The sequence below is a fragment of the Chitinophagales bacterium genome (assembly GCA_041392475.1).
In the GTDB taxonomy this organism is placed as follows: domain Bacteria; phylum Bacteroidota; class Bacteroidia; order Chitinophagales; family UBA2359; genus JAUHXA01.
This window is the reverse complement of the sequence record JAWKLZ010000001.1, coordinates 601,698-622,489: the sequence shown is the minus strand read 5'-3', so window position 1 is coordinate 622,489 and position 20,792 is coordinate 601,698. Positions and strand designations below refer to the sequence as shown.

17 protein-coding genes are annotated in these 20,792 nt (G+C 37.1%); 10 read left to right on the top strand and 7 right to left on the bottom strand.

Annotation, left to right across the window (positions count from 1 at the left end; genetic code table 11):
* The first annotated feature begins 41 nt into the window (after window positions 1–41).
* On the top strand, window positions 42–2,549 hold the full coding sequence (locus R3E32_02240; protein ID MEZ4883529.1) for a hypothetical protein: 2,508 nt from the start codon (window positions 42–44) through the stop codon (window positions 2,547–2,549).
* A 3-nt stretch (window positions 2,550–2,552) separates the two neighbouring features.
* Here R3E32_02240 and R3E32_02235 read toward each other — a convergent pair whose 3' ends face one another.
* Together R3E32_02235 and R3E32_02230 are read right to left on the bottom strand one after the other, a co-directional pair.
* Entirely contained in the window at window positions 2,553–3,275 is a 723-nt protein-coding gene (locus tag R3E32_02235; GenBank protein MEZ4883528.1) for a hypothetical protein, read from the bottom strand.
* Window positions 3,276–3,450: 175 nt separating this feature from the next.
* Window positions 3,451–5,166, bottom strand: a complete 1,716-nt coding sequence (locus R3E32_02230) for an ATP-binding protein (protein MEZ4883527.1) — start codon at window positions 5,164–5,166, stop codon at window positions 3,451–3,453.
* A 228-nt stretch (window positions 5,167–5,394) separates the two neighbouring features.
* Here R3E32_02230 and R3E32_02225 point away from each other — a divergent pair, with 228 nt between their 5' ends.
* The 5 genes from R3E32_02225 to R3E32_02205 all read left to right on the top strand — a co-directional run bounded on the left by R3E32_02225 (window position 5,395) and on the right by R3E32_02205 (window position 10,919).
* Window positions 5,395–7,800 carry a TonB-dependent receptor gene (locus R3E32_02225; GenBank protein MEZ4883526.1) on the top strand — a complete coding sequence of 802 codons (2,406 nt, stop codon included), beginning with the start codon at window positions 5,395–5,397 and terminating at the stop codon, window positions 7,798–7,800.
* A 3-nt stretch (window positions 7,801–7,803) separates the two neighbouring features.
* A complete protein-coding gene (locus tag R3E32_02220; protein MEZ4883525.1) occupies window positions 7,804–8,259 on the top strand; it encodes a hypothetical protein in 456 nt (151 codons plus the stop codon).
* On the top strand, window positions 8,256–8,831 hold the full coding sequence (locus tag R3E32_02215; GenBank protein ID MEZ4883524.1) for a non-canonical purine NTP diphosphatase: 576 nt from the start codon (window positions 8,256–8,258) through the stop codon (window positions 8,829–8,831). Before R3E32_02220 ends, R3E32_02215 begins: the two co-directional genes overlap by 4 nt.
* 62 nt (window positions 8,832–8,893) lie before the next feature.
* Entirely contained in the window at window positions 8,894–9,466 is a 573-nt protein-coding gene (locus R3E32_02210) for an RNA polymerase sigma factor (protein MEZ4883523.1), read from the top strand.
* Window positions 9,459–10,919, top strand: a complete 1,461-nt coding sequence (locus R3E32_02205; protein MEZ4883522.1) for an outer membrane beta-barrel protein — start codon at window positions 9,459–9,461, stop codon at window positions 10,917–10,919. Before R3E32_02210 ends, R3E32_02205 begins: the two co-directional genes overlap by 8 nt.
* Here the strand turns inward: R3E32_02205 and R3E32_02200 are convergent, their stop codons facing one another.
* Window positions 10,920–11,504 (bottom strand): tRNA-(ms[2]io[6]A)-hydroxylase, encoded by a 585-nt coding sequence (locus R3E32_02200; protein ID MEZ4883521.1) that lies wholly within the window; start codon window positions 11,502–11,504, stop codon window positions 10,920–10,922. It lies immediately after the preceding gene.
* A gap of 105 nt (window positions 11,505–11,609) precedes the next feature.
* On the opposite strand from R3E32_02200, the gene R3E32_02195 reads away from it, so the two are divergent.
* Window positions 11,610–12,836, top strand: coding sequence for a glycosyltransferase (locus tag R3E32_02195; GenBank protein MEZ4883520.1), 1,227 nt, complete (start codon window positions 11,610–11,612; stop codon window positions 12,834–12,836).
* Window positions 12,837–12,839: 3 nt separating this feature from the next.
* On the opposite strand, the gene R3E32_02190 is transcribed toward R3E32_02195, so the two are convergent.
* A complete protein-coding gene (locus R3E32_02190) occupies window positions 12,840–14,039 on the bottom strand; it encodes a glycosyltransferase family 39 protein (GenBank protein MEZ4883519.1) in 1,200 nt (399 codons plus the stop codon).
* Window positions 14,040–14,084: 45 nt separating this feature from the next.
* Between R3E32_02190 and R3E32_02185 the strand changes: the two genes are divergently transcribed.
* Window positions 14,085–15,077 (top strand): hypothetical protein, encoded by a 993-nt coding sequence (locus R3E32_02185; protein ID MEZ4883518.1) that lies wholly within the window; start codon window positions 14,085–14,087, stop codon window positions 15,075–15,077.
* A gap of 53 nt (window positions 15,078–15,130) precedes the next feature.
* Here R3E32_02185 and R3E32_02180 read toward each other — a convergent pair whose 3' ends face one another.
* Window positions 15,131–15,778 carry a hypothetical protein gene (locus tag R3E32_02180; GenBank protein MEZ4883517.1) on the bottom strand — a complete coding sequence of 216 codons (648 nt, stop codon included), beginning with the start codon at window positions 15,776–15,778 and terminating at the stop codon, window positions 15,131–15,133.
* Window positions 15,779–16,153: 375 nt separating this feature from the next.
* Complete coding sequence (locus R3E32_02175; protein ID MEZ4883516.1) at window positions 16,154–16,867, bottom strand: SGNH/GDSL hydrolase family protein; 714 nt, start codon at window positions 16,865–16,867, stop codon at window positions 16,154–16,156.
* An 82-nt stretch (window positions 16,868–16,949) separates the two neighbouring features.
* Here R3E32_02175 and R3E32_02170 point away from each other — a divergent pair, with 82 nt between their 5' ends.
* Entirely contained in the window at window positions 16,950–17,738 is a 789-nt protein-coding gene (locus R3E32_02170; GenBank protein MEZ4883515.1) for a hypothetical protein, read from the top strand.
* 54 nt (window positions 17,739–17,792) lie between these two features.
* Window positions 17,793–20,165, top strand: a complete 2,373-nt coding sequence (locus R3E32_02165) for a hypothetical protein (GenBank protein MEZ4883514.1) — start codon at window positions 17,793–17,795, stop codon at window positions 20,163–20,165.
* Here R3E32_02165 and R3E32_02160 read toward each other — a convergent pair.
* Entirely contained in the window at window positions 20,162–20,764 is a 603-nt protein-coding gene (locus R3E32_02160; protein MEZ4883513.1) for an SET domain-containing protein, read from the bottom strand. The genes R3E32_02165 and R3E32_02160 overlap by 4 nt on opposite strands.
* Window positions 20,765–20,792: the final 28 nt, after the last annotated feature.

The window sequence follows — 20,792 nt, the reverse complement described above, 5'->3', positions numbered from 1 at the left end:
TAAAAAAATACCCACCTAAGAACAACTAAAACCACTTAACCATGAAATTTACGATACTCAGCTTCTGGCTGTGGTTATCAATGGATAGCCTATTGTTACCATTTAAGCTATCCGCCCAAACCGTAAGTCCCTGTCCACAAGATTATAATAGACTTATACAGCTTGCTCAAAAAGAAGGTGAAAGGGAAAAGTATGCCGCTGCAATAAGTTTACTAAATGATGCTGAGACATGTGATCCTTCAAAAGAGAACGAAGTCGACACCAAACTAGTACAACTGGCTAGCAAATGGGAAAACACACAAAGGAGGGCAATTAATATGGCTACAAACGCCATAAATGCACTGAATAAGGAAAAAGAAAAAATAATCCAACAAAAAGAAGCCGCTGAACGAAGTTCTTTTGAGGCAAGAAAACGAGAATTGGAAGCCTTAGAGCGCATTGAAGCAGAAAAAAAACAACGAATAGCTGCCATCTACCAAAAAAATAAGGCAGATAGTTTGAGTAGTTTTGCCTTGCAGCAACAAATGAATATTGAAAAACGCTATTTGAATACGCAAGCAGACTTACTACTTGAACAAGGAGATTTGGTAAAAGCATTTAGAATTTCGGAATATGCCCGCAAAAACGACTCTCTCATCAAAAATAATTTCCTCCTCAATAAAATTTATTACCATCAACCTTTTCAAATTGACAGTCAAAAATTTGCAGCCCCATTTTATGGTATTGTAAACAATTTTGATGAGTCTATAAGGGATATCCAATTCTCACCTGACAATACGCAGTTACTCCTTACTTTTGAGAAACAATCTAACCTTTTGATATTAGAAGAACCTGGTCATGAACAAATTTTCGTAAAAGGACATTCAGCACCTATTGTTGCTGCCCAATACTCTCCTGATGGAGAATATATTTTTACGGCTTCAATGGATAGCACCATAAAAATTTGGAATCGAGATGCTTTGTTTTTAAGCAATTTCAAAGGATTATCAGGAAATCTTCGTGATCTCCAAATTTCAGAAAACGGTCGTTATGTATTGACAGGTGCTTATGGAGAAGCCAAAATATGGGATGATGACGGCAATCTCTTGCTTGTGCTACCTGTACCAAATCAACAAATTACAAAAGTAAGTTGGAGTCGCAACCAAAAATATATCCTACTGCACTATGGCAATACTATTGAAGTATTGCAGCGAAAAGGGAATAATCTCAAGTATAAATCCATATTTTCCAAAACTTTTTCCACCAACTTTCATTCACTTCAATTTTCGAAAGATGACCAGTATATTTTAGCGGCGGCTGATGATGGCACTTCAAGAATTTGGCAAATTAACGGGAGGGAATTGAAGGAAAAGATGGTATTGAAGGAACATCAATCGGCAGTTAATACAGCTTATTTTTCTAGTAATTATAAATTCATTATTACCGCATCTGATGACTTTTCTACCAAGATATGGAAGTGGGATGAGGTAAAAGGTGTGGCAACAGAGATTGAAGGTTTGCTGTTGAAAGAGCAAAATTCGGCTATTCGAAGCGCACGATTTTCGGCAAACGAAAAGCAAATAATGACAGTTTCGGCAGAAGGAAGCCTTAAATTTTGGAATTGGAAGGCAAAACCCATTCCCTTTTTTGAAGGAACTTTCCATTGTCCTGCGATTTCTCCTGCTGATTACTTGTTTGCTGACATTGCAAAAGACCAAATTGAAGTACGGAATTTTAATAATGAAACCCAGTCTATATGGACACATCAACAAACGGGAATACTTCATTTAGATTTCTCTGAGGATGGCAAATATTTGTTGAGTACAGGGACAGACAGCACTTTGAAGGTTTGGGATTGGAAGGAGCAAGTATTAATGGATAGTCTGAAAATTAACAGTTCACAATTATTTGCAGAATTTTCACCAACAAATAGTCAATTGATTGCAATTGGTTCGTCAGATGGTTGTGTTCGCTTCTATGATTGGGAAAAGAAAAAATTGGTTAAGGAATTGAAAGCACATCAAGCTCCCATTAATTCTATTCATTTTTCTAACGATGGTCAATTCTTGGCCTCTGCTGCTGATGATAAAATGGCAACTATTTGGAATACTCAAACTGCTGAAAAGGTGATGATGCTGCAAGGGCATACAAGCCCCGTGATTCATGCACGCTTTTCGCCTAATGGCAATTATTTGGTAACGGCTTCAAATGATAAAGCAGGAAAAATTTGGCAAACAAATGGTAATCAGGTGATTCGACTGGATTACAAAGGGCATACATTAGGACTTTCAGATGCATGTTTTTTGGGTAACAATGACCAAATATTGACAACCTCTATGGATGGTTTGGCTAAAATTTGGGATAAATCGGGGAAATTGTTGCAGGACATTACAAAACACCATTCAATAATTGCAGCAATGCCCAGTTATGACCTTCAATACCTACTTATTTTTACCTCCCAAGGTGTATTTATTGAGTATGTAGATAGCGAAAAATTAATCGAAAAAGTGAATCAGTTGGGTGTTCCAGAATTGACAGAGGCAGACAAAGAATGGTTTGATTTGAAGTGAGCTCTATTTACCTTCTACAATCGTTAGTTCATCGAACTCTACTGTCTGTTTATCTTCTACAAATACACCTACATAATTCCAATTCAATCCTTTAGCGCCCTCATAAGCGAGTGTGCCATTGATGTAATATTGGACCATATCCCCCCGTACTTTCACTATCCAAACATCCTGCATCCCGTCTTCATTGTCAAAACCTGCGGTGATTGGAAAAGGGCGTGGTAGATATTCTCCATTTGTTTTGATATTGACGCTAACGTATCCAGATTTGGTAATACAATAGCGGACAAAATTATTTTCATCAGTACAAAAAAACAAGCCATACTCTGAATCTTCGCTACCTTTTTTGTGGTCTGCAATTAGTTCCACATCGTAGTCAGTCGGAATACTGTCAGGTAAGGAAACTGTTGCCCAAGTAAAAAAATTATCTTCTCCATATTCAAATATGAATTTACCTCCATACACAAGGCGAGTAGAAGTTTCGGTGATTTTAGCTGTCCAATTATTGATATTGCTGTCAAAGGTTTCTCGAAACAAGATTTTATTAGCAGGTTTTTTAAGGAGTTGGCTACTGTCAACCATGGCATTGCCTATGATTCCACCTGTTCGCAAGGAATCAACTTGATTGGATAATTTTGATATTTGTGAGTTGAGTCCAAAAAATGTCAATGCACAGCCAACAATAGCACCAATCAGTAATATGAAAAAAGGATGTCTATTAAGACGCATATAAGGAACGATTTTAAGGGTTAGACTATTTAGTAACGAATAAGAATTAAAATGAAAAAACCACGAAATCAGATTGTTGGAAATTTCAAATGCACAACTTATTTTTTGACCGTTACTTAATTAAATTTAAAGGTAAATATTCTAAGGGAAAAACCCAGTTATTTTTGCTGCGTTTTTATGCAAGGTTTTTATGAATCGAAAAATAAAACGTTGTTCCTTTGTTTCCGTTCGAATCTACCCAAATTCGTCCTCCGTGTTCTTCTACAATTTTTTTGCAGATGGCCAGGCCGATCCCCGTTCCTTCAAATTCGCTACGAGAATGTAGACGGCGAAATAATAAAAATATTTTCTCATGAAATTCTGGTTGAATACCAATTCCATTGTCTTGAACTGCAAATAGCCAATGCCCCCCTTGGTCTGTGCAGCTAATTTTCACAACAGGAGTAATCCCTTCTGCCTGAAATTTGATTGCGTTTGTGATAAGGTTTTGAAGTAATTGACGAAATTTAGTAGCGTCTGCATTAATGGCAGTCGGTAAATTTTCTACTTGAATGCTTGCATTTTTTTCTTGGATTTTTGCTCTGAGGTCAAATTGGATAGTTTCTAATAAACAGTTAATGTTCAATATATCAAAATTCACACTTTGCGAGTTAACCCTCGAATAGGTAAGCAAATCTTCTATTAATTTTTGCATGTTGATTGTTGCCTTCTTCAACATCAGTAAATACTGTTTTTCATCCTCATCAAATTTTTCACTCGCCGACAATTCCAATAGATCTACCAAACCTTGTATAGAACAGATAGGCTCTTTGAGATCGTGCGAAGCGATATATGCAAAATTTTCGAGTTGCATATTAGACTCGATATATTTTTTCAATTCTGCATTTTTGAGATTTAATTGTTCTACATTGTTTTCAATGATTAACTGCTGTTTTTTCCGCTTGCTAATATCTTCGACCATCCCAATAGCATTAACAATGTGCCTTTGCTTATCTCTAATAACAGCAACAGATAAATTACTCCAAACAATTTCTCCAGTCTTTTTGATAAATCGTTTTTCTATCACAAAATTATCGCTTTCATCCTCAACCAAATCCTTAGCTGCAATTCGTTCTCTCTCTCTATCTTTTTCAAAAGAAATATCCGCCGCAGATAAACCAATCAATTCTTTTTCTTCATATCCCAACCAATCACATAAAGTAGGATTTGCTTGAGTGATGATTCCTATTCCATCGGATATTGCAATTCCCACAGGATTGTACTCATATAGATTCCGAAACGAAACCTCGCTTTCTCTGGTTGCACGCAGCAATTCCTCATAAATCAATACCAAACCAAGCATTTTGTAAATCAAGATGATGAAGAACGCAGAAATGGAAACGTTTTTGATAAAACTCATTGATTTTGAGTCCAATTCCAACCTACCGTAGAAAAACTCAAAATCCAACAAATACAAGATACCAAAGATTCCCATGTAGCTACCGAATACAGCAAAAGATTGGTAAGGTCGCCCCAAATAATAAATAAAGCCAGACATTCCAATCGCTATCAACAATAAATGAAGATAAGATTCTTCACCCAACCAAAATGCTAAAAACAAAATAACTATTAAAAAATAACTAAGCATCAAAACATTAGATACAGAATGCAAATAAAACCGATTCAATGCAAATACTATCCATGAAACAAAAATTGTCCCAATTAAAAGAGCCACCAACAATGGATGAAGATATACTCTGTCTATATAATAAGCTAACAAAACAAAAATTGGAATAAGTGTACTCATCAAAGCATCAACATTAAGCATACGTACTTTGAGAGCAATTTCTTTGTTGTCCTCTTTTTTGATGCCAAAATTTAGAAGATAATCAAAAAGCCATTTTATATTCATGCGATAGGTGTTAACTATAAACTTATTTTTAGTTGTTCATTGATAAATCTACAAAACAGACATCAAACATTTTTCTCTAAAACAGAAGATAAAGCTTCTAAAATTATGCCACTCTACTTTGGTCTTGGTAAAAATCCATATCAACACATAAAACTACCAACTTCCATGAACTTTATCTTGCTCTACAACATTGTAGCTTTGTAAATTCTATGATTTGACAAACAACCCATGAAATACAAATACATACTCCAAATATTACTCTTTTTAGTTTTCTCCTTCAATGCCTTACACGCCCAATCCCAATACACCCTAAGTGGCTACATTAAGGACTTCAAAACAGGAGAAACACTCATTGGCGCAAACGTCTATAACAGCGACAACAAAGTACAAGGTACATCCGCCAATCTATATGGTTTTTATTCGCTCACTCTACCCGAAGGTAAATACAAAATAGAAGCTTCATTTTTAGGGTATAGCACCCAACAAATTGACATCGAACTGAATAAAAATATTTCTTTCAACTTCAAAATGGTGCAGGATGGAATATTATTGGAAGACATCATTGAAGTAACTGCCAAACGCAAAGATGAAAATGTCCAAAGTACGGACATGGGGCGTGTAGATTTGTCTATCGAAAGCATCAAATCTTTACCTGCGCTTTTGGGTGAAGTAGATGTATTGAGAGCGATTCAACTCTTGCCAGGAGTGATGTCGTCTGGCGAAATCAATTCAGGGCTATATGTGCGAGGTGGAGGACCTGACCAAAACTTGATATTGTTGGACGAAGCCGTAGTTTACAACACAGGCCATTTGTTCGGCTTCTTTTCGGTCTTCAATCCAGATGCCATCAAAAATACAACCTTGCACAAAGGCAGTATGCCCGCCGAATTTGGAGGACGGTTGTCCTCGGTTTTAGAAATAGCAATGAAAGAAGGCAATAACCAAGAATGGGAAGCCGCAGGCGGCATTGGTTTGATTTCCTCCCGTTTGACCCTACAAGGACCTTTGGTGAAAGACAAAAGTTCCATCCTCATTTCGGGGCGACGAACGTATGCCGATGTATTGGCGCAGCCGTTTTTGAAAGGAACCAACTTTGAAGGGAATGGCTACTTTTTTTACGACCTCAACACCAAAATCAATTACCAGTTTTCGGACAAAGATAGGATTTATGCCAGTGGTTATTTTGGGCGAGATGTCTTAAACTACCGCTCAACGGATGGTTTTGTGTTAGACATGCCGTGGGGAAATGCAACGGCAACAATGCGCTGGAATCACCTGTTTAACAACAAGTTGTTTTTGAATATCTCTGCCATCTACAACTCTTACAACTTTGAAGTAAAGACCGACTTCAATGACTTCAGTTCTTCCCTCTATTCGGGTGTAAACGATTGGAACTTCAAGCTCGATTTTGACTATTTTCCCAATCCCCAACACACCATCAAATATGGCGCAAATTACACCTACCATACGTTCACTCCCTATACCATTGACGCACAAGTAGGTGAGACCAACATTGACACCGACACACTGACCCAACAATACGCCCATGAAGCTGCGATTTATGTACAGGATGAATTTAGTATTGGAAAAAGACTGAAAGCAAATGTGGGAATTCGGGCTTCGGCTTTTCGGCAAGTAGGCCCTTACCAAAACATCGTGCAAACAGGTATTTCGGACATTGATAGAGATACGATTCAGTATGCCAAAGGAGAACCTATTGAGACTTATTTTGGCATTGCTCCCAGGTTGAGTTTGCGCTATACGATTGATGAACAAACTTCATTGAAGGCAAGTTATGTATTTAGCAATCAATACATTCACCTCGTCTCCAATGCTACTTCAACTTTACCAACCGACCTTTGGGTACCGAGTACCGCAAAGGTTAAACCACAACGAGGAGAACAATACTCATTGGGAATTTTCCGCAATTTTGCAGAGGATAAATATGAAGCCTCAATTGAAGGCTACTACCGAAACATGGACAACCAAATCGAATTTTCCGAAACCTATGTTCCAGAATTGAACACCAATATTGAAGACCAATTTGTATTTGGTGCAGGACGTTCGTATGGTTTGGAGTTGTTTTTGAAAAAGCGGAAAGGTCGCTTCAATGGATGGATAGGTTATACGCTTTCACGCACTACTAGGAAATTTCCAGACATCAACGGCGGCAAGAGTTTTCCTGCAAGGTATGACCGCACACATGACCTTTCGTTAGTGGGTTCTTACAAGTTGAGCGATAGGTGGCAGCTTTCGGGAACGTTTGTGTATGGCACAGGACAGGCTTTGACAATTCCGAATAGTTTTTATGTGATTGAAGGTTGGGTCTATTCGGCTTTCGATAGTCCACGAAATTCTTACCGCTTGAAACCCTATCACCGTTTCGACATTGCGGCTACTCGTGACCTCCGCAGCCCCGAAAAGAAGCAAAAAAACCCTAACTTTGAATCGGAATTAGTCGTAGCGATTTACAATGTTTACAGCCGCCAAAATCCGTTTTTCGTGTATGCAGTTCCAGAAATCAACGATGAAACAGGTGGTACCGGCATTACGAATGGCTCAGTGGATATCAAATTAAAGCAGGTGTCTATTTTTCCGATTATTCCGTCAGTGACATGGAATTTTAAATTTTGATTTATGTTTGAATTCAATAAAGTAAGTATTTCCAAGCTATTTGAAGAAGAACTCTATAGTTTAAAAACGGAGGAACCTTCAAGTGATGTCTCAAATGCAGACAAGAAAATAGCCCTTGTAGCGAATTATGCAAAAGATGAATTTCCCAAGATAGAATGGGATTTGTTGGAGAAAATATTGAAGGCTGCAAAGGTCGATATGGAGCAAGTTGCCATTTTTCATGCTCAGACCGAGTCTTTTTCCTTCAAATCTATACTTGAACAAACACAATCCAATAGACTGATTGTGTTTGGATTGAAGCCTTCTTCTTTGGGATTAAACATTCGATTGGGCTTGTATCAGTTGCTCACCTTTAGAGGCTGTCAAATTTTGTTGGCGGATGATCTTACGACTATCTCAAAGGATGTACAACGAAAAACATATCTTTGGAGAAATTTGCAAAAAATGTTTGAACTATGAAATTAATTTTTGCTACGAACAACCCAAATAAAGTTTCGGAGGTAAAAAAGGTGGTTGGCGATAAATTTGAAGTAGTAAGCCTCAAAGAGTTTGGTTTTACGGACGATATTCCCGAACCTCACGACACTTTGGAGGAAAATGCCTACGAAAAATCGAGTGTGATTCACCAAAAATTTGGGGTCAATTGTTTTTCGGAAGACACTGGCTTAGAAGTCTTTGCATTGAATGGCGAGCCAGGAGTAAAATCAGCACGATATGCAGGCGAATTATGCAAAGCAAGCGACAATATAAGCTTATTGTTGTCAAAATTAAAGGGCATCGAAAACCGGCAAGCACAGTTCCGAACAGTTGTTTCATTGATACTCGAAGGGCAGGAATATCAATTTGAAGGTATCGTAAAAGGTAGCATAATTGATTCACTTAGAGGCGACAAAGGTTTTGGTTATGACCCTGTTTTTGTGCCAGAAGGATACAGCCAAACCTTTGCAGAAATGGATGCAGACGAAAAAAATAAGATCAGCCATCGAGCAAAAGCTATTGAAAAATTAGTTGTTTTTCTAAAAAATTACTAATTTGGAGGGTAAAACAAGGGGACATACAACGTTTTCATCTAATTTTCGCTCTATAAAATCGTATGATGTTTAAAAACGACATCCCAGATAAAAAACTTATTCAAGGCTGTATTGCTCGCAAACGAAAATTTCAGGAGTTGCTTTATGCAAAGTTTTCTCCCAAAATGTTTTCCATTTGCTTGCGATATGCCAGTGATTATCACAGTGCAGAAGACATTCTACAAGAGGGCTTTGTGAAAATTTTCAAAAATGTTCACAAGTTTAGATTTGAAGGCTCATTTGAAGGATGGATTCGGCGTATCTTTGTGAACACGGCCATTGAACATTTTCGTAAATCGGTTCCTATGTATCCCATCATGGATGTCAACAATTCGCACTTTGATGTGATTGATGATCACACGATAGAAAACCTTGCTGCAAAGGATTTGATGAAAATGGTACAAAGTTTGTCACCTGGTTATCGAACGGTCTTCAACTTGTATGTCATTGAAGGGTACTCACACAAAGAAATTGCTGATATGCTTGAAATTAGTGAGGGTACTTCAAAATCACAATTAGCTAGAGCTAGATACATTTTACAGAAAAAAGTACACGAATTATACAACAGCAACACTGTTAAAGAAGCTTATGTCTAAATATCACATAGACGATATTTTCCGAGAAAACCTAAAGGACTTCGAAGTATTTCCTTCTTCAAGTATTTGGGAAAACATGGATTTGCCATTACCCATCCCCTTCTATCGGAAGCCTGCATTTATTACTTCTACAGTGATTGGTGTTCTAGTGTTAATTGGTTCTTTATTATACATTTCAACAAAGAGTACTTCTACTTCAAACAATAACATTTCAAATATTGCTATAAACACACAAGAAGTCGTAGACCGCAATAATACACCTTATGCTATAGTGATTCCTTTTTCTCCTGATTATAACATATCATCAAGAATAAATTCAAATCCTTCTAATGATAATAAAGTTAATGTTGATCAACATATTGCACACACACACGCAAGCAGTTTCACTACGAGTAGTACATCTAGTGCAAATGATTTGGAAGTAAAATCAAGTATTGCACACACACATTTGTTCCATTTTGATGATGGCAACTCTTCTCCTTACTTTTCAATTTCTCGTTGGGAGTCCATGCCCGTTAATACACCTTTTTATTCGAACTTCAATACAATTGGAGTTAACACAAAAAGTATTTCAGACGCTACACACTATTTTGGACTTTACAATTTGTCATCATCACCCTTGACTGCTACTAATTCATTAGACCAAAAAATTTCTTCATCAGAGGGTACATTGAGGGATTTAGTTACTGACTTAGAGGCTATTCAAAGTATGCCTATTGCACTGTTGGATGAGCCAGATATTGACATCAATGCTAACGATAAAGAGTTGTTTGTAGGCACAGAACGAGATGCAATTATGTCTCGTTACCGTCAACATCTTGATTTAACAAAAGGTTTTCATATTGGTGGGTTCACCTCTGCTCACAATAACTGGATTCTGAACCCAGCTTTGAAAGAAACTGTTACACAAAACAGCAACTTAATACATCAATTGGATTTTGGTTACTCCTATGGAGTTGCGATGGGATACGAGTTTAGCAACAAATGGGGCCTTCAATTGGAATGGATAGTCAATTCTGAGCAAGGACAAAAGTTCTCCAAAGAAGCCGTATATCGCACTTCTTCAAGAAATTCCAACACGGACATCAATCTCACCTACACTTATTTTCCTGTCCTCTTGAAGTACCGCAACCAGCGAATGTTCTCTTTAACCAAACAGCCATTGGTTATCAACTACATTACAGGTATTCAATACGGTATGTTGAAGTCTGCTGAAATCAACATCAACAATCCTGTTGTTCAAGAAGACTTGTTGCAGTTGAGTAGTTGGGGTTTTGTATTGGGTTTAGACTATGACTTTTATCTCAATAAAAATTACTTCCTCACCTTTGGCGCACGAACGAGCTTAAGCACAAGTTCAGATTCCAAATACAAGCCTGTTTTTCCGACAGCCAATACCTCCAATAGTTTGTTGATAGGATTAAGAGCAAGTTTCAATTATCAATTTGATTAATCAATGCAATGCTGCTCGAATTTCTAAACCATTGATTACCTGCGCTTCCTTCTCTACAAACTCCTCTAAACGTTTGTAAACAACATCTTTGTCATAATAATTCAAGGCCATTTTCACAAAAATATGTCCATGCTTTGCTTCCGAAGCCCACAATATTTTGTAAAAGCGGTGCATTTCAGGGTCATCTTGTGCATCCGAAACCATTTTGAAACGTTCTGCACCACGAGTTTCCACTACTGAGGCCAATAACAATCTATCCATCAATCGGTCATCTTTTCCATGTCTGCAAAACTTCACCAATTCCTGCACATACGAATCACCTTTGATTTGATGGGCTAATTGTATGCCTCGCTTCTCCATCAATTCATATACCTGTTGAAAATGCTCCAATTCTTCCACCGCTGTCGCTATAAGTTCAGGAATAATCTCCACTCGGTCTGGATATTTTGCTACAAAACTCATGGCCATTGAAGATGCTTTGCGCTCACAATCGGCATGATCTTGCAAAAAACTACTAAAGTCATTCATCACTGCTTCAATCCATTCTGGTTTACTTTGACAAGCTAAATCAAGATTTAATTTCATAGTTTCAGTATATTTTCTATTCAATTTGCCTAAAAATACGACATTTGCTTTAGTAATTAATGACTTGCAATTGCTTTTTCAAAAATTTAAACCACAATCTATCTTATGGAAATTGAACACAACCCCCCTCTCAATAACTTAGGAATAGTTGTGGTGATTCCTTGTTACAATGAGAATCAGTTGATTCGCAGCCTTCAATCCTTGTCTAACTGCAATGCTCCAAAATGTACTGTTGAAGTCATTGTAATCATCAATGGTTCAATGAACTCTCCTCTTGAGATTCAACTCCAAAATTTGCGAACTTATGAGGATGCTCAAAAATGGGCAAATCATCAAAGTCATTCATGGCTGCAATTTTTAATTCGACATTACCCACAATTATCTCCTAAACATGCAGGCGTTGGTTTGGCACGCAAAATCGGTATGGATGAAGCTGCACAACGTCTTGAAAGTGTAAGTAATCCCAAAGGCATCATTGCTTGTTTCGATGGAGATAGTCAATGTAATAAAAATTATTTTGAAGCATTGGAGACTCATTTCCTGCAATATCCCAAAACACAGGCTTGTAGCATCCATTTTGAACATCCGATTGCTGGAACTGAATTTTCTGAGGAGGTTTATCAAGCTATTGTCCAATATGAATTACACCTAAGGTACTACATTGAAGCCCAAAAATGGGCGGGGTTTCCGTATGCTTACCAAACTATTGGATCGAGTATGGCTGTGCGTTCAAATGCTTATCGACAACAAGGCGGGATGAATCGCCGAAAAGCTGGGGAAGATTTTTACTTTCTTCACAAATTCACTCCATTGGGTCATTTTTCGGAATTGAATACAACTTGTGTCATTCCCTCGCCTCGTATTTCTGATCGTGTGCCTTTCGGAACAGGCAAGGCTATTGCAGACATATTACAACAATCCAACTCCTCTCCTATTTACCAAACCTATCATTTTCAATCTTTTGTAGATTTAAAATTCTTTTTCCTTCAATTAACAAAATACTATGAAGTCGACTCATCTCAATTTTCGAGCCTCATGAAAGAATTACCAAAGTCAATATTTAACTTTGCATTACAAATTAATTTCAACAAAAAACTTAATGAAATTCGCAACAATACCAGCAACTACTGTACCTTTCACACACGTTTTTTCAAATGGTTCAATGCTTTTATGGTTATGAAATATGTCCATTTTGCGAGGGATTATTATCATCCAAACATTGCCGTTGAAGTGGCTGCAAAGCATTTATTGAAAGAACTAATTACTTGCATTGAAGTAAAAGATAGTAAAGATATGTTGTTGGCTTTCAGAGAAATTGCACTAAGAAAATGAGGTTTAAGTTTTAACCATTTTGGGTTTTCTACTCCAAAGATTCCAAAAAGAAGCGGCCAAACCCAACACAAACAATCCAAAGCCCAATAAGTATTTGGAGGTCAAAATATCAAACCACTGTTCTGCAATCTGCCAACTATTGGCTGTAAAAAATCCACCTGTTCGGGTATTGTGTCCTTCATACAACAATCCTTGGATAAACTGCAATTCGAGCAATGAATTGGGAGAAGAAACTACGAATGCAAGTCCAAAAACCATCAAAGAAATCGTGCTATAATAAAAGCCGAATTGAAATTTATTTTGCTTTGAATTAGAAAGTTTACGCCAATTCAAATAATATAAAATTACAAACAATAAGGTTATCAAGAATAATCCTATTCTAACAAGCTCAATGGTATCTCCAATCCAATCACTTTCTATATGACCGTCTGTACTGAAAAGAAATGTTACCACCGATTGCTGCAATAAGATACCTGAAAATAAAAAAGTTACAATAAAAAAACCGAGCATCTGGCTTACCCTTTTTTCGATTTTTGGCGGCTCCTCCAAGCTTTCTGCACGGTACAATTGAAGTCCAAAAACAAAAGCAATCAAAGGCAGCAGCAAAATACCCGCATATTTTGCCGAAAAAGCCAAGCCTGCCATACCACTTGCCCATAGCAAATACTTGGTATTGAATTCCTCTGCCAACATACATGTGAAATACAGACTCGCCAAAATGAAAAACAACTGTAAAGTATCGGGATGAGCAATTGTACTGTATTCTAAGAGGGTAAGTGGAATAAACATCATCAAACAAGCACTCAACCAAGCTGTCCATCTTCCAAAAAATCGCCTTGCTATCATAAAAGTCAAACCCACGCTTCCTAAACCAAATATCCAGCTTATAACTCTCAATGCCAACAAAATATGCACATCGGTAATAATGAAAAATTGCTGCAAAAATAATAACGGTATCAACACCAAATTGAAGAAAAAATGACCGTAACTTACAAAATGTATCCGCAAGGTCTGCGCCTCCAATCCTCCACGAATAACTTGCACATACCGCCCTTCGTCAGGATAAAATACCGAAGCCATTTGCACATTGTCGCAAGCAGTGAACAACATGGGCAGCAAATAAGCCACAAAATAGCCTATCAACAACACTGTAAACAACATTGCTTCCACATCCCAATTGTAATTGTTTTGTAACTTCACCATCTTTTTAAGAAAAATTCAGAATAGAAACCAAAATGAAAACCATTGATGGGCATAAATAAGGTCTCAACAAATATAGGAACAATTGTGGGTTTTGCATTGTGCATTGTATTGTTAAGCGGCTATGCTTTGGCGAGTCATTATTTTGAAATGGGCTATACCAACATCATAGACACGATGCAATATGACCGACACCAACGCTTATTGGCGGGAGAATCTCCTTTCTTCAATCCGTGGCAATACCGTGTTCTTGCTCCTTATGCCATTGAAGTCTTGGCACAAATAGGCTTGACTTTGGGCTTGTCGACTGCCAAGACTTATTTTGCAGTTTTCATGGGTTTTCGCTTTTTAGAACACCTTGTCATCTTTGGTTTGGCTTACCTTTTTTATCGAAAATTTACTGCAAATTCTTACCTCATTCTGTTTGCCTTCATTCCACTATCATATGCCATGTCTCGTGCCGTTTTTGATAGTGATTTGAGTTTCAGCACCTATTTGGATGTTATTTTCTTTTTGTTGGCTGCAGTTTGTTTGTGGTATGAGCGTCCTTTGTGGTGGTTTGTTCCACTGTGTATTTTGGCTGCTTTCAATAGAGAAACGGCTGTATTGATTCCGATTTTTCTGATGGTTGATTCGGTAAACTGGAATGGACTACAAAGTAGGGTTCACTCTTTGCCTCAATTGAAGGTAGGCGCACTTTGTTTAGTATTATTTGTAGCCATTATTGTGAGTTTACGGATGCATTATGGTTATCCCCAACGTGTTGCACCAGATATTTCTTATATTTTGTGGCTCAACTGCTATTTGGGTCACACGCATTTTTGGACTTTCGGTATGTTCAATATCTTGCCTTTATTGACTTTTATGGTTTTCAGGTATTTACCTACTCGATTGAAGCTATTGTTTTGGGTAATTGTCCCGATTTGGTTTGTCATTCATTACAGCATGACGGCTTGTCATGAAAGTCGCCTGTTCTTAGTGCCTACGGTTTTGGTGTTTATGCCTGCTGCTTTGGTTTTGATAGATAAAAATCAAGAATAAAAGATGAAAAATAAAATATAATCAACTGAAAGTCAATATTCTTTTAGCTAAAACTACTCCTTCACCAAAACGGCTTTCTTCAAAATATAATTACAGTGATCTACATCTGTTCCGTTCAACTCGAAAGTACCTTCAAAAGTACGAAAAGCATCCAGTTCGTATGCTTTTGAAGGATTAGCCTTTAATTGCAATTCCAAAATAGATTCTGGCCCTGCTTTTCCACAAAAAAAGCAAGCACTAAAGGGATTAGCTGATAAGACATAGTAATGGGTTTCTACATCTACGGGAATAATGAATCCTTTGATAGACACCTTTTTACCATCCAATGATTTTACGATTTGACCAAATGTAGGATATAAATACAAGGCACTGTCTTGGGCTGCAATTTTTTCTTCAAACTTAATGTCTGTGAGTGTCAACCAATTGATTTCATAAATACCTCGCTCATTGGGTTCATAATCTGATATACTTTGTGGGGGAGTCAGCATTTTATTGTCTGCAATGCTGTAACTATTCACGGCTACGGTATCATTTGCTGCAATCGTATCCATTAAAGAATCATTTGTCTGGATATTTGCAACTACTTCAATGCTATCTGTTTTTGAATCATTGCCATCGTTGGAGTTTGTTGAATCATTGTTACAAGCAACAAAATAAATGACAAAACATAAAATAAGGCAAAAAACAAGTCTATTATTCATGGTGCAAATAGTATTCTGATAGTACAGTAAAAATTCTGATAAATAATGTTTTGTAAAACCAATAACCAGTCACTAATAGACTAATTACTGTAATAGGTTGTTTGAAGAGCGAATTTATATAAAAATAACTATACTAAGTAGTCAGCCATATTTATCTTAACAATTAATATTCCTCAAACAACTGTTTTGGACTTTGGACGAAAGAAGTAAGAAGCAGGAAGTAAGATGTAAAGATTTGGTAATCAAAGATTTGCCTGCTTTTGTCGTTTAATCGTAAATTATTCATTATCAATTGATTAATGTCTAACTTCTCGCATCTCTGCTCCCTCGTCCAAAGTCTAAAACTATTTATCAGTGTGTTTTTTCATTTTCATTTTATTTTGCCAACATTCCTTTCACCTCCTCCAATATCAACTCTACCCACAGTCGATACATTTCGCCAGAAGGATGTAATCCATCCTTTGCAGTCAATGCAGGATTGTCTTTTGCTTGTCGAGAAATAGGTGTAATATCAAAGTACTGAATACTGTATTTATCGGTGATTTGCTTGTTAATAACATTGAAAGCGTCAATTTCTGATCCGATTGCAGCTGCATTTGCAGCTCCAAATGGTGTAGCACCATAGTCGGGAATCGAAACCACGAAGACCCTTTTTTTGTTGTCTTTTGCCAATTTCACCGCAGTTATCAGCAGTTCTTCAAACTCTACTTTATATTGTTCAATACTTTTCCCTTGATACTGATTATTCACGCCAATCAGCAGCGAAACAAGATCAAAATTATTTTCCAATTCAGCTTCATCAATCGCATCTTTTAAATTAGCAGTAGTCCAACCTGTCTTCGCAATCAACTGAGGATCTGCTACTTCAATACCTACCAACTGTAAGTTCTTCGCCAATTGTATGGGCCAACGTTCAGCCTCTTCAACAGATTGACCAATCGTATAAGAGTCCCCCAAAGCAAGATAAAGTATTTCGGAAGTTTCTGAAATAGGTGGATTTGGTGTCATGTTTGTAGGGTTTTCTTTTTTGCAGCCAACCTGTAAAAATATCACAGTTGCCAATAAGATAAAAAGGTTTATTTGCCGCATAAATTATTTCTTTTTGTATATTGATTCGTAGTTTAATAATTTAAAGCCTAAAGACTGTGTAATGTTTATAAATTCAAAAACCATGAAAAAAATAAATTTTGCCACCCCTATTCTTTTCTCTTTTTGGCTTACACTCTTCAGCTGCTCTTCAATGCCTAAGGAGCGTCCATCAGATTTTTCTATCAGACTGAGCGATCACGGAGGAATGATGCCAACGGGATATAGTATTGAACTTTCCAGCGATAGTTCTAATATCGACTACCATGTGTTTAATGCACACAACAAAGTTTATTTTCAACTCACGGACAAAGAATTAGACAGCATCTATCAACTATGCGTAAAACAAAAATTTAACAGCATCAAGGAGAAAAAAGAGATGGTCTATGATAGAGGCGGTACAAGTATCAACATTCGAGCAAACGGAAAACAAGTTCAGAAAAGTGATGCAGGTACGAGTTTTATTCGTAAAAAATATATTAAAAGATTTGAAAAAATTGATGCAATGGTTCGTAAAATAGCCAAAGATAAAACCGAACCTCTCAAGCAAAACATTGAAGTACACATTGAAGATAGTTTACTCTCTCCCAATACCTTTATTCACTTCAAAGTCAATAGTGGCGGATTTACAAGTTATCATTTTGATTCTGAAAAAGACGGTGAACAAAACAGCATTGAAGTGCCTTTTTATATCGGTCCCAACCATGTATCGGTTGATTGGGTAGAAGGTCGTGAAAAAAAGCATCACCGACAGAATATTGCAGCCAACAAATTTGTTATCAATATTGCAGATAGCACAAAACAACTGTATTTGCTCAAAGATGGTGATAACATTGCCTTAGAAACAGAGAAAAATATTGAGGAAAATGAATAATTTTTCCCTTCAAAATGCGCTATTGAATAATAGTCTGAACCCTAAATAGAAAACATGAAAAACCCTATCAAAAAGATATTTTTTTACCTGATAATCATTGCATTTTTCTCTCCAACAACTTTGCACACTTGCAGTGATTATCCGATGGCAGAAGATTATCGTTACAGCTTATTTAGCCCCAATACTGCAGGCTTGCAGCAGTACCGTCCTTTTTATTTTACCACTATTTTTCTGAATGAAGGCGTGCCAGAACTTATCAAAATGGGAATAGACACAAATTTGCAGGAGTGGGCAAATTACCTCGAAAACGAAGTAGAAATTGAAGAAATACGCAAGTTTCTGTACAGATATCAATTTAAGCAAAGTGATGTGGAATATGTAAATATGGATGCGCTAAAAAACAAAAACATCTATAAATATCAATTGGTTAAACATTTGGTAGAAAAACAAGATAAGGCTACACTTGATTACATACTCTATGCCAAAGAGGTAGAAAAGGCTTTGGAAATCGGTGGCGCATGGACAGATGATAAATTGGCCAAACCTGCACTTCAAAAACTCATTGACCTCGCCAAAAACGTCTATCCACAAGCAAATCCTAAACTGCAATTGCGATATGGCTACCAAATGGTGGTTTTAGCTCGCTATCTCGAAGATTATCCTCAAGCAGTCAAACTATATGACCAATATATCAAACCACTTCAAAGTGAAAGCATTGTGAAATATTGGGCAATGATGCATAGGGCAACAGCTCTATTCCATACGGGTCAAGAAGCGGCAGCAGATTACAATTTTGCAATATCCTTCAAAAATGCTCCCAACAAACGACACCGTGCCTATCAAGGCTTTGAAGGAAATAACATCGAAGCAAGTTTGAAATTCGCTAAAAATGACCAAGAAAAAGCGGCACTTTGGCTGATGAAAGGCATTAGAAGCCCAGGCAAAGCATTGGAGAGCATCAACAATGTATATGCGCTTGCTACTGATATGCCCGAATTGGAATTGTTGATTACCCGAGAAATCAACAAATTAGAAGACTGGCTACTTACGCCTGCTTACACAGGTTTTGAGTCAGCAAGTATTTTTATCAACTACGAAGAAATTGACGACCAAAACAAAGAAAACGACCGAAAATATTTGGACAGAATATTGAACTTCGTCGAAAAAGGAATTCAAAGCAATAAGGTCCATAACCTTGCATTTTGGAATTTATCAGCTGCTTATCTTTCATTTATGAACGACAACTACCTGCAAGCCAACACCTATTTGCAGCAAGCCGAAACTGCAAAAGGAACAAATGAAGAAATTCAAAATCAAATCCACCTCACCCGAATTATGGCATTTACCAACGATTATGGCGGTATTTCGCAAGAGGCAGAAAGTCAGCTTTTTGAATCGCTGCAATGGCTTCAAAAAAACTATCCACCTGATAAACAAAAAGAAAGTGAATATGGATACCCAAGTCCTACTACTTATGAAAAAGTGATGTTTGCTTTGGCTGCTCGCTACGAAAAAAACAAAGAAGTATCAAAAGCAGCTATGTTTATATCTCAAGTAAACAATTTATTACGTGCACCTACAAAAGAATTTATCAACTCCAATTATAGCGATTACTTTTTCTACCTCAATGAGTTTGCAGATACCAAAGATTTGGAAAACCTATTGGAGCTGGCAGTCAAAAAAGATAAAACACCTTATGAGCAGTTCTTAACCCAAAAAGTAGTTGAAGACCAAAATAGAATATTGGATTTACTGGGAACCATGTATCTGCGACAAGATAAAATGGAAGAATCATTGGCAGTTTTCAATCAAATCCCAAAAGACTATTGGAAAAGCGATGCCTTTGATTATGAAACCTATTTGGATGCCAATCCTTTTTATGCCAATTTTTACAGCGGACATACCGCAACGATTGGTGATACAATACGATACACCAAACTCGAATTTGTCAAAGAAATGTTGAATTTGAAAACCATTGCAGCAGAAGGAGGACTCGATGAAGCATCCTGCAATTTCTTGATAGCCAATGGATATTACAACATGACTTTCTACGGCAATTCGTGGATGATGGTGCGTTATTGGGCAACAAGTGCATGGGAGTACAGCTTGAGTACCTCAAACAAACAATATGATGATATTGCCAATTTTTATGGTTGCACACAAGCCAAAAACTACTATGTGAAAGCAGCAGAAATAGCAAGTTCTTGTAGTTTTGCAGCCTTGTGTTATAGAATGGCTGGAAAATGTGATTACCGACAGGAATTGTTTGAAAAAACACTTGCTGCCGATAATCCTTGGGACAGGGAAGAACCACAGTTTAAGGACAATCATTACTACAATCTTCTACGCAGCAATTTTGCAGCGTATTACGATAAATTGATTGACGACTGTACTTCAATTTCCGATTTTATTGCTTGGGGAGATTAAACAAGTACCGTTTTTGTATGCCATTTTAGGTTGGTAACTGACTGATATTGGTGATTATCCATCAAGAAATCACCAATTTGCCCTAAAGTTTTCACCTCCAAAAAGACCAACAACGGCTGTTCTACTTCTCTAAAATGTACCAAAGCATTCTTGATTTTTTCATCCCATACGGAATGATATTTTTCAAAATCTGTTGGACTATATAGACCCCTACATCCTGGACGAGCACACTCCAAGGGCATTTCGGTTTCTACATTGAGTGGGCCATATTCACAGGTGATTTCCTCCCCCTCTTCAATGTCTCGAATCACAAGGTCAAAGCCATAACCCGTACACAAAGTATTGCTATCACAGCAGTGATTGGTGTATTTCGCAAAATCCCAACTCACTACTCGAGTCCCTTCAGCGTTGATATAAGCATATTTTTGGGCATATTGTTTAATGCTTGCATCATACTGCTCATACACAACTTCTGGTATTTCTATTTCTAAAGCATCATGTGCCTGAATCACCGTACCTTTGGGAATAAATGCCTTCGCAAACACACCATACCCTACCACATCATTAATATACCGCAAACTTGTTTGAGGATGTATCATTTAGATAATTATTTGTTTAAATTAAAGT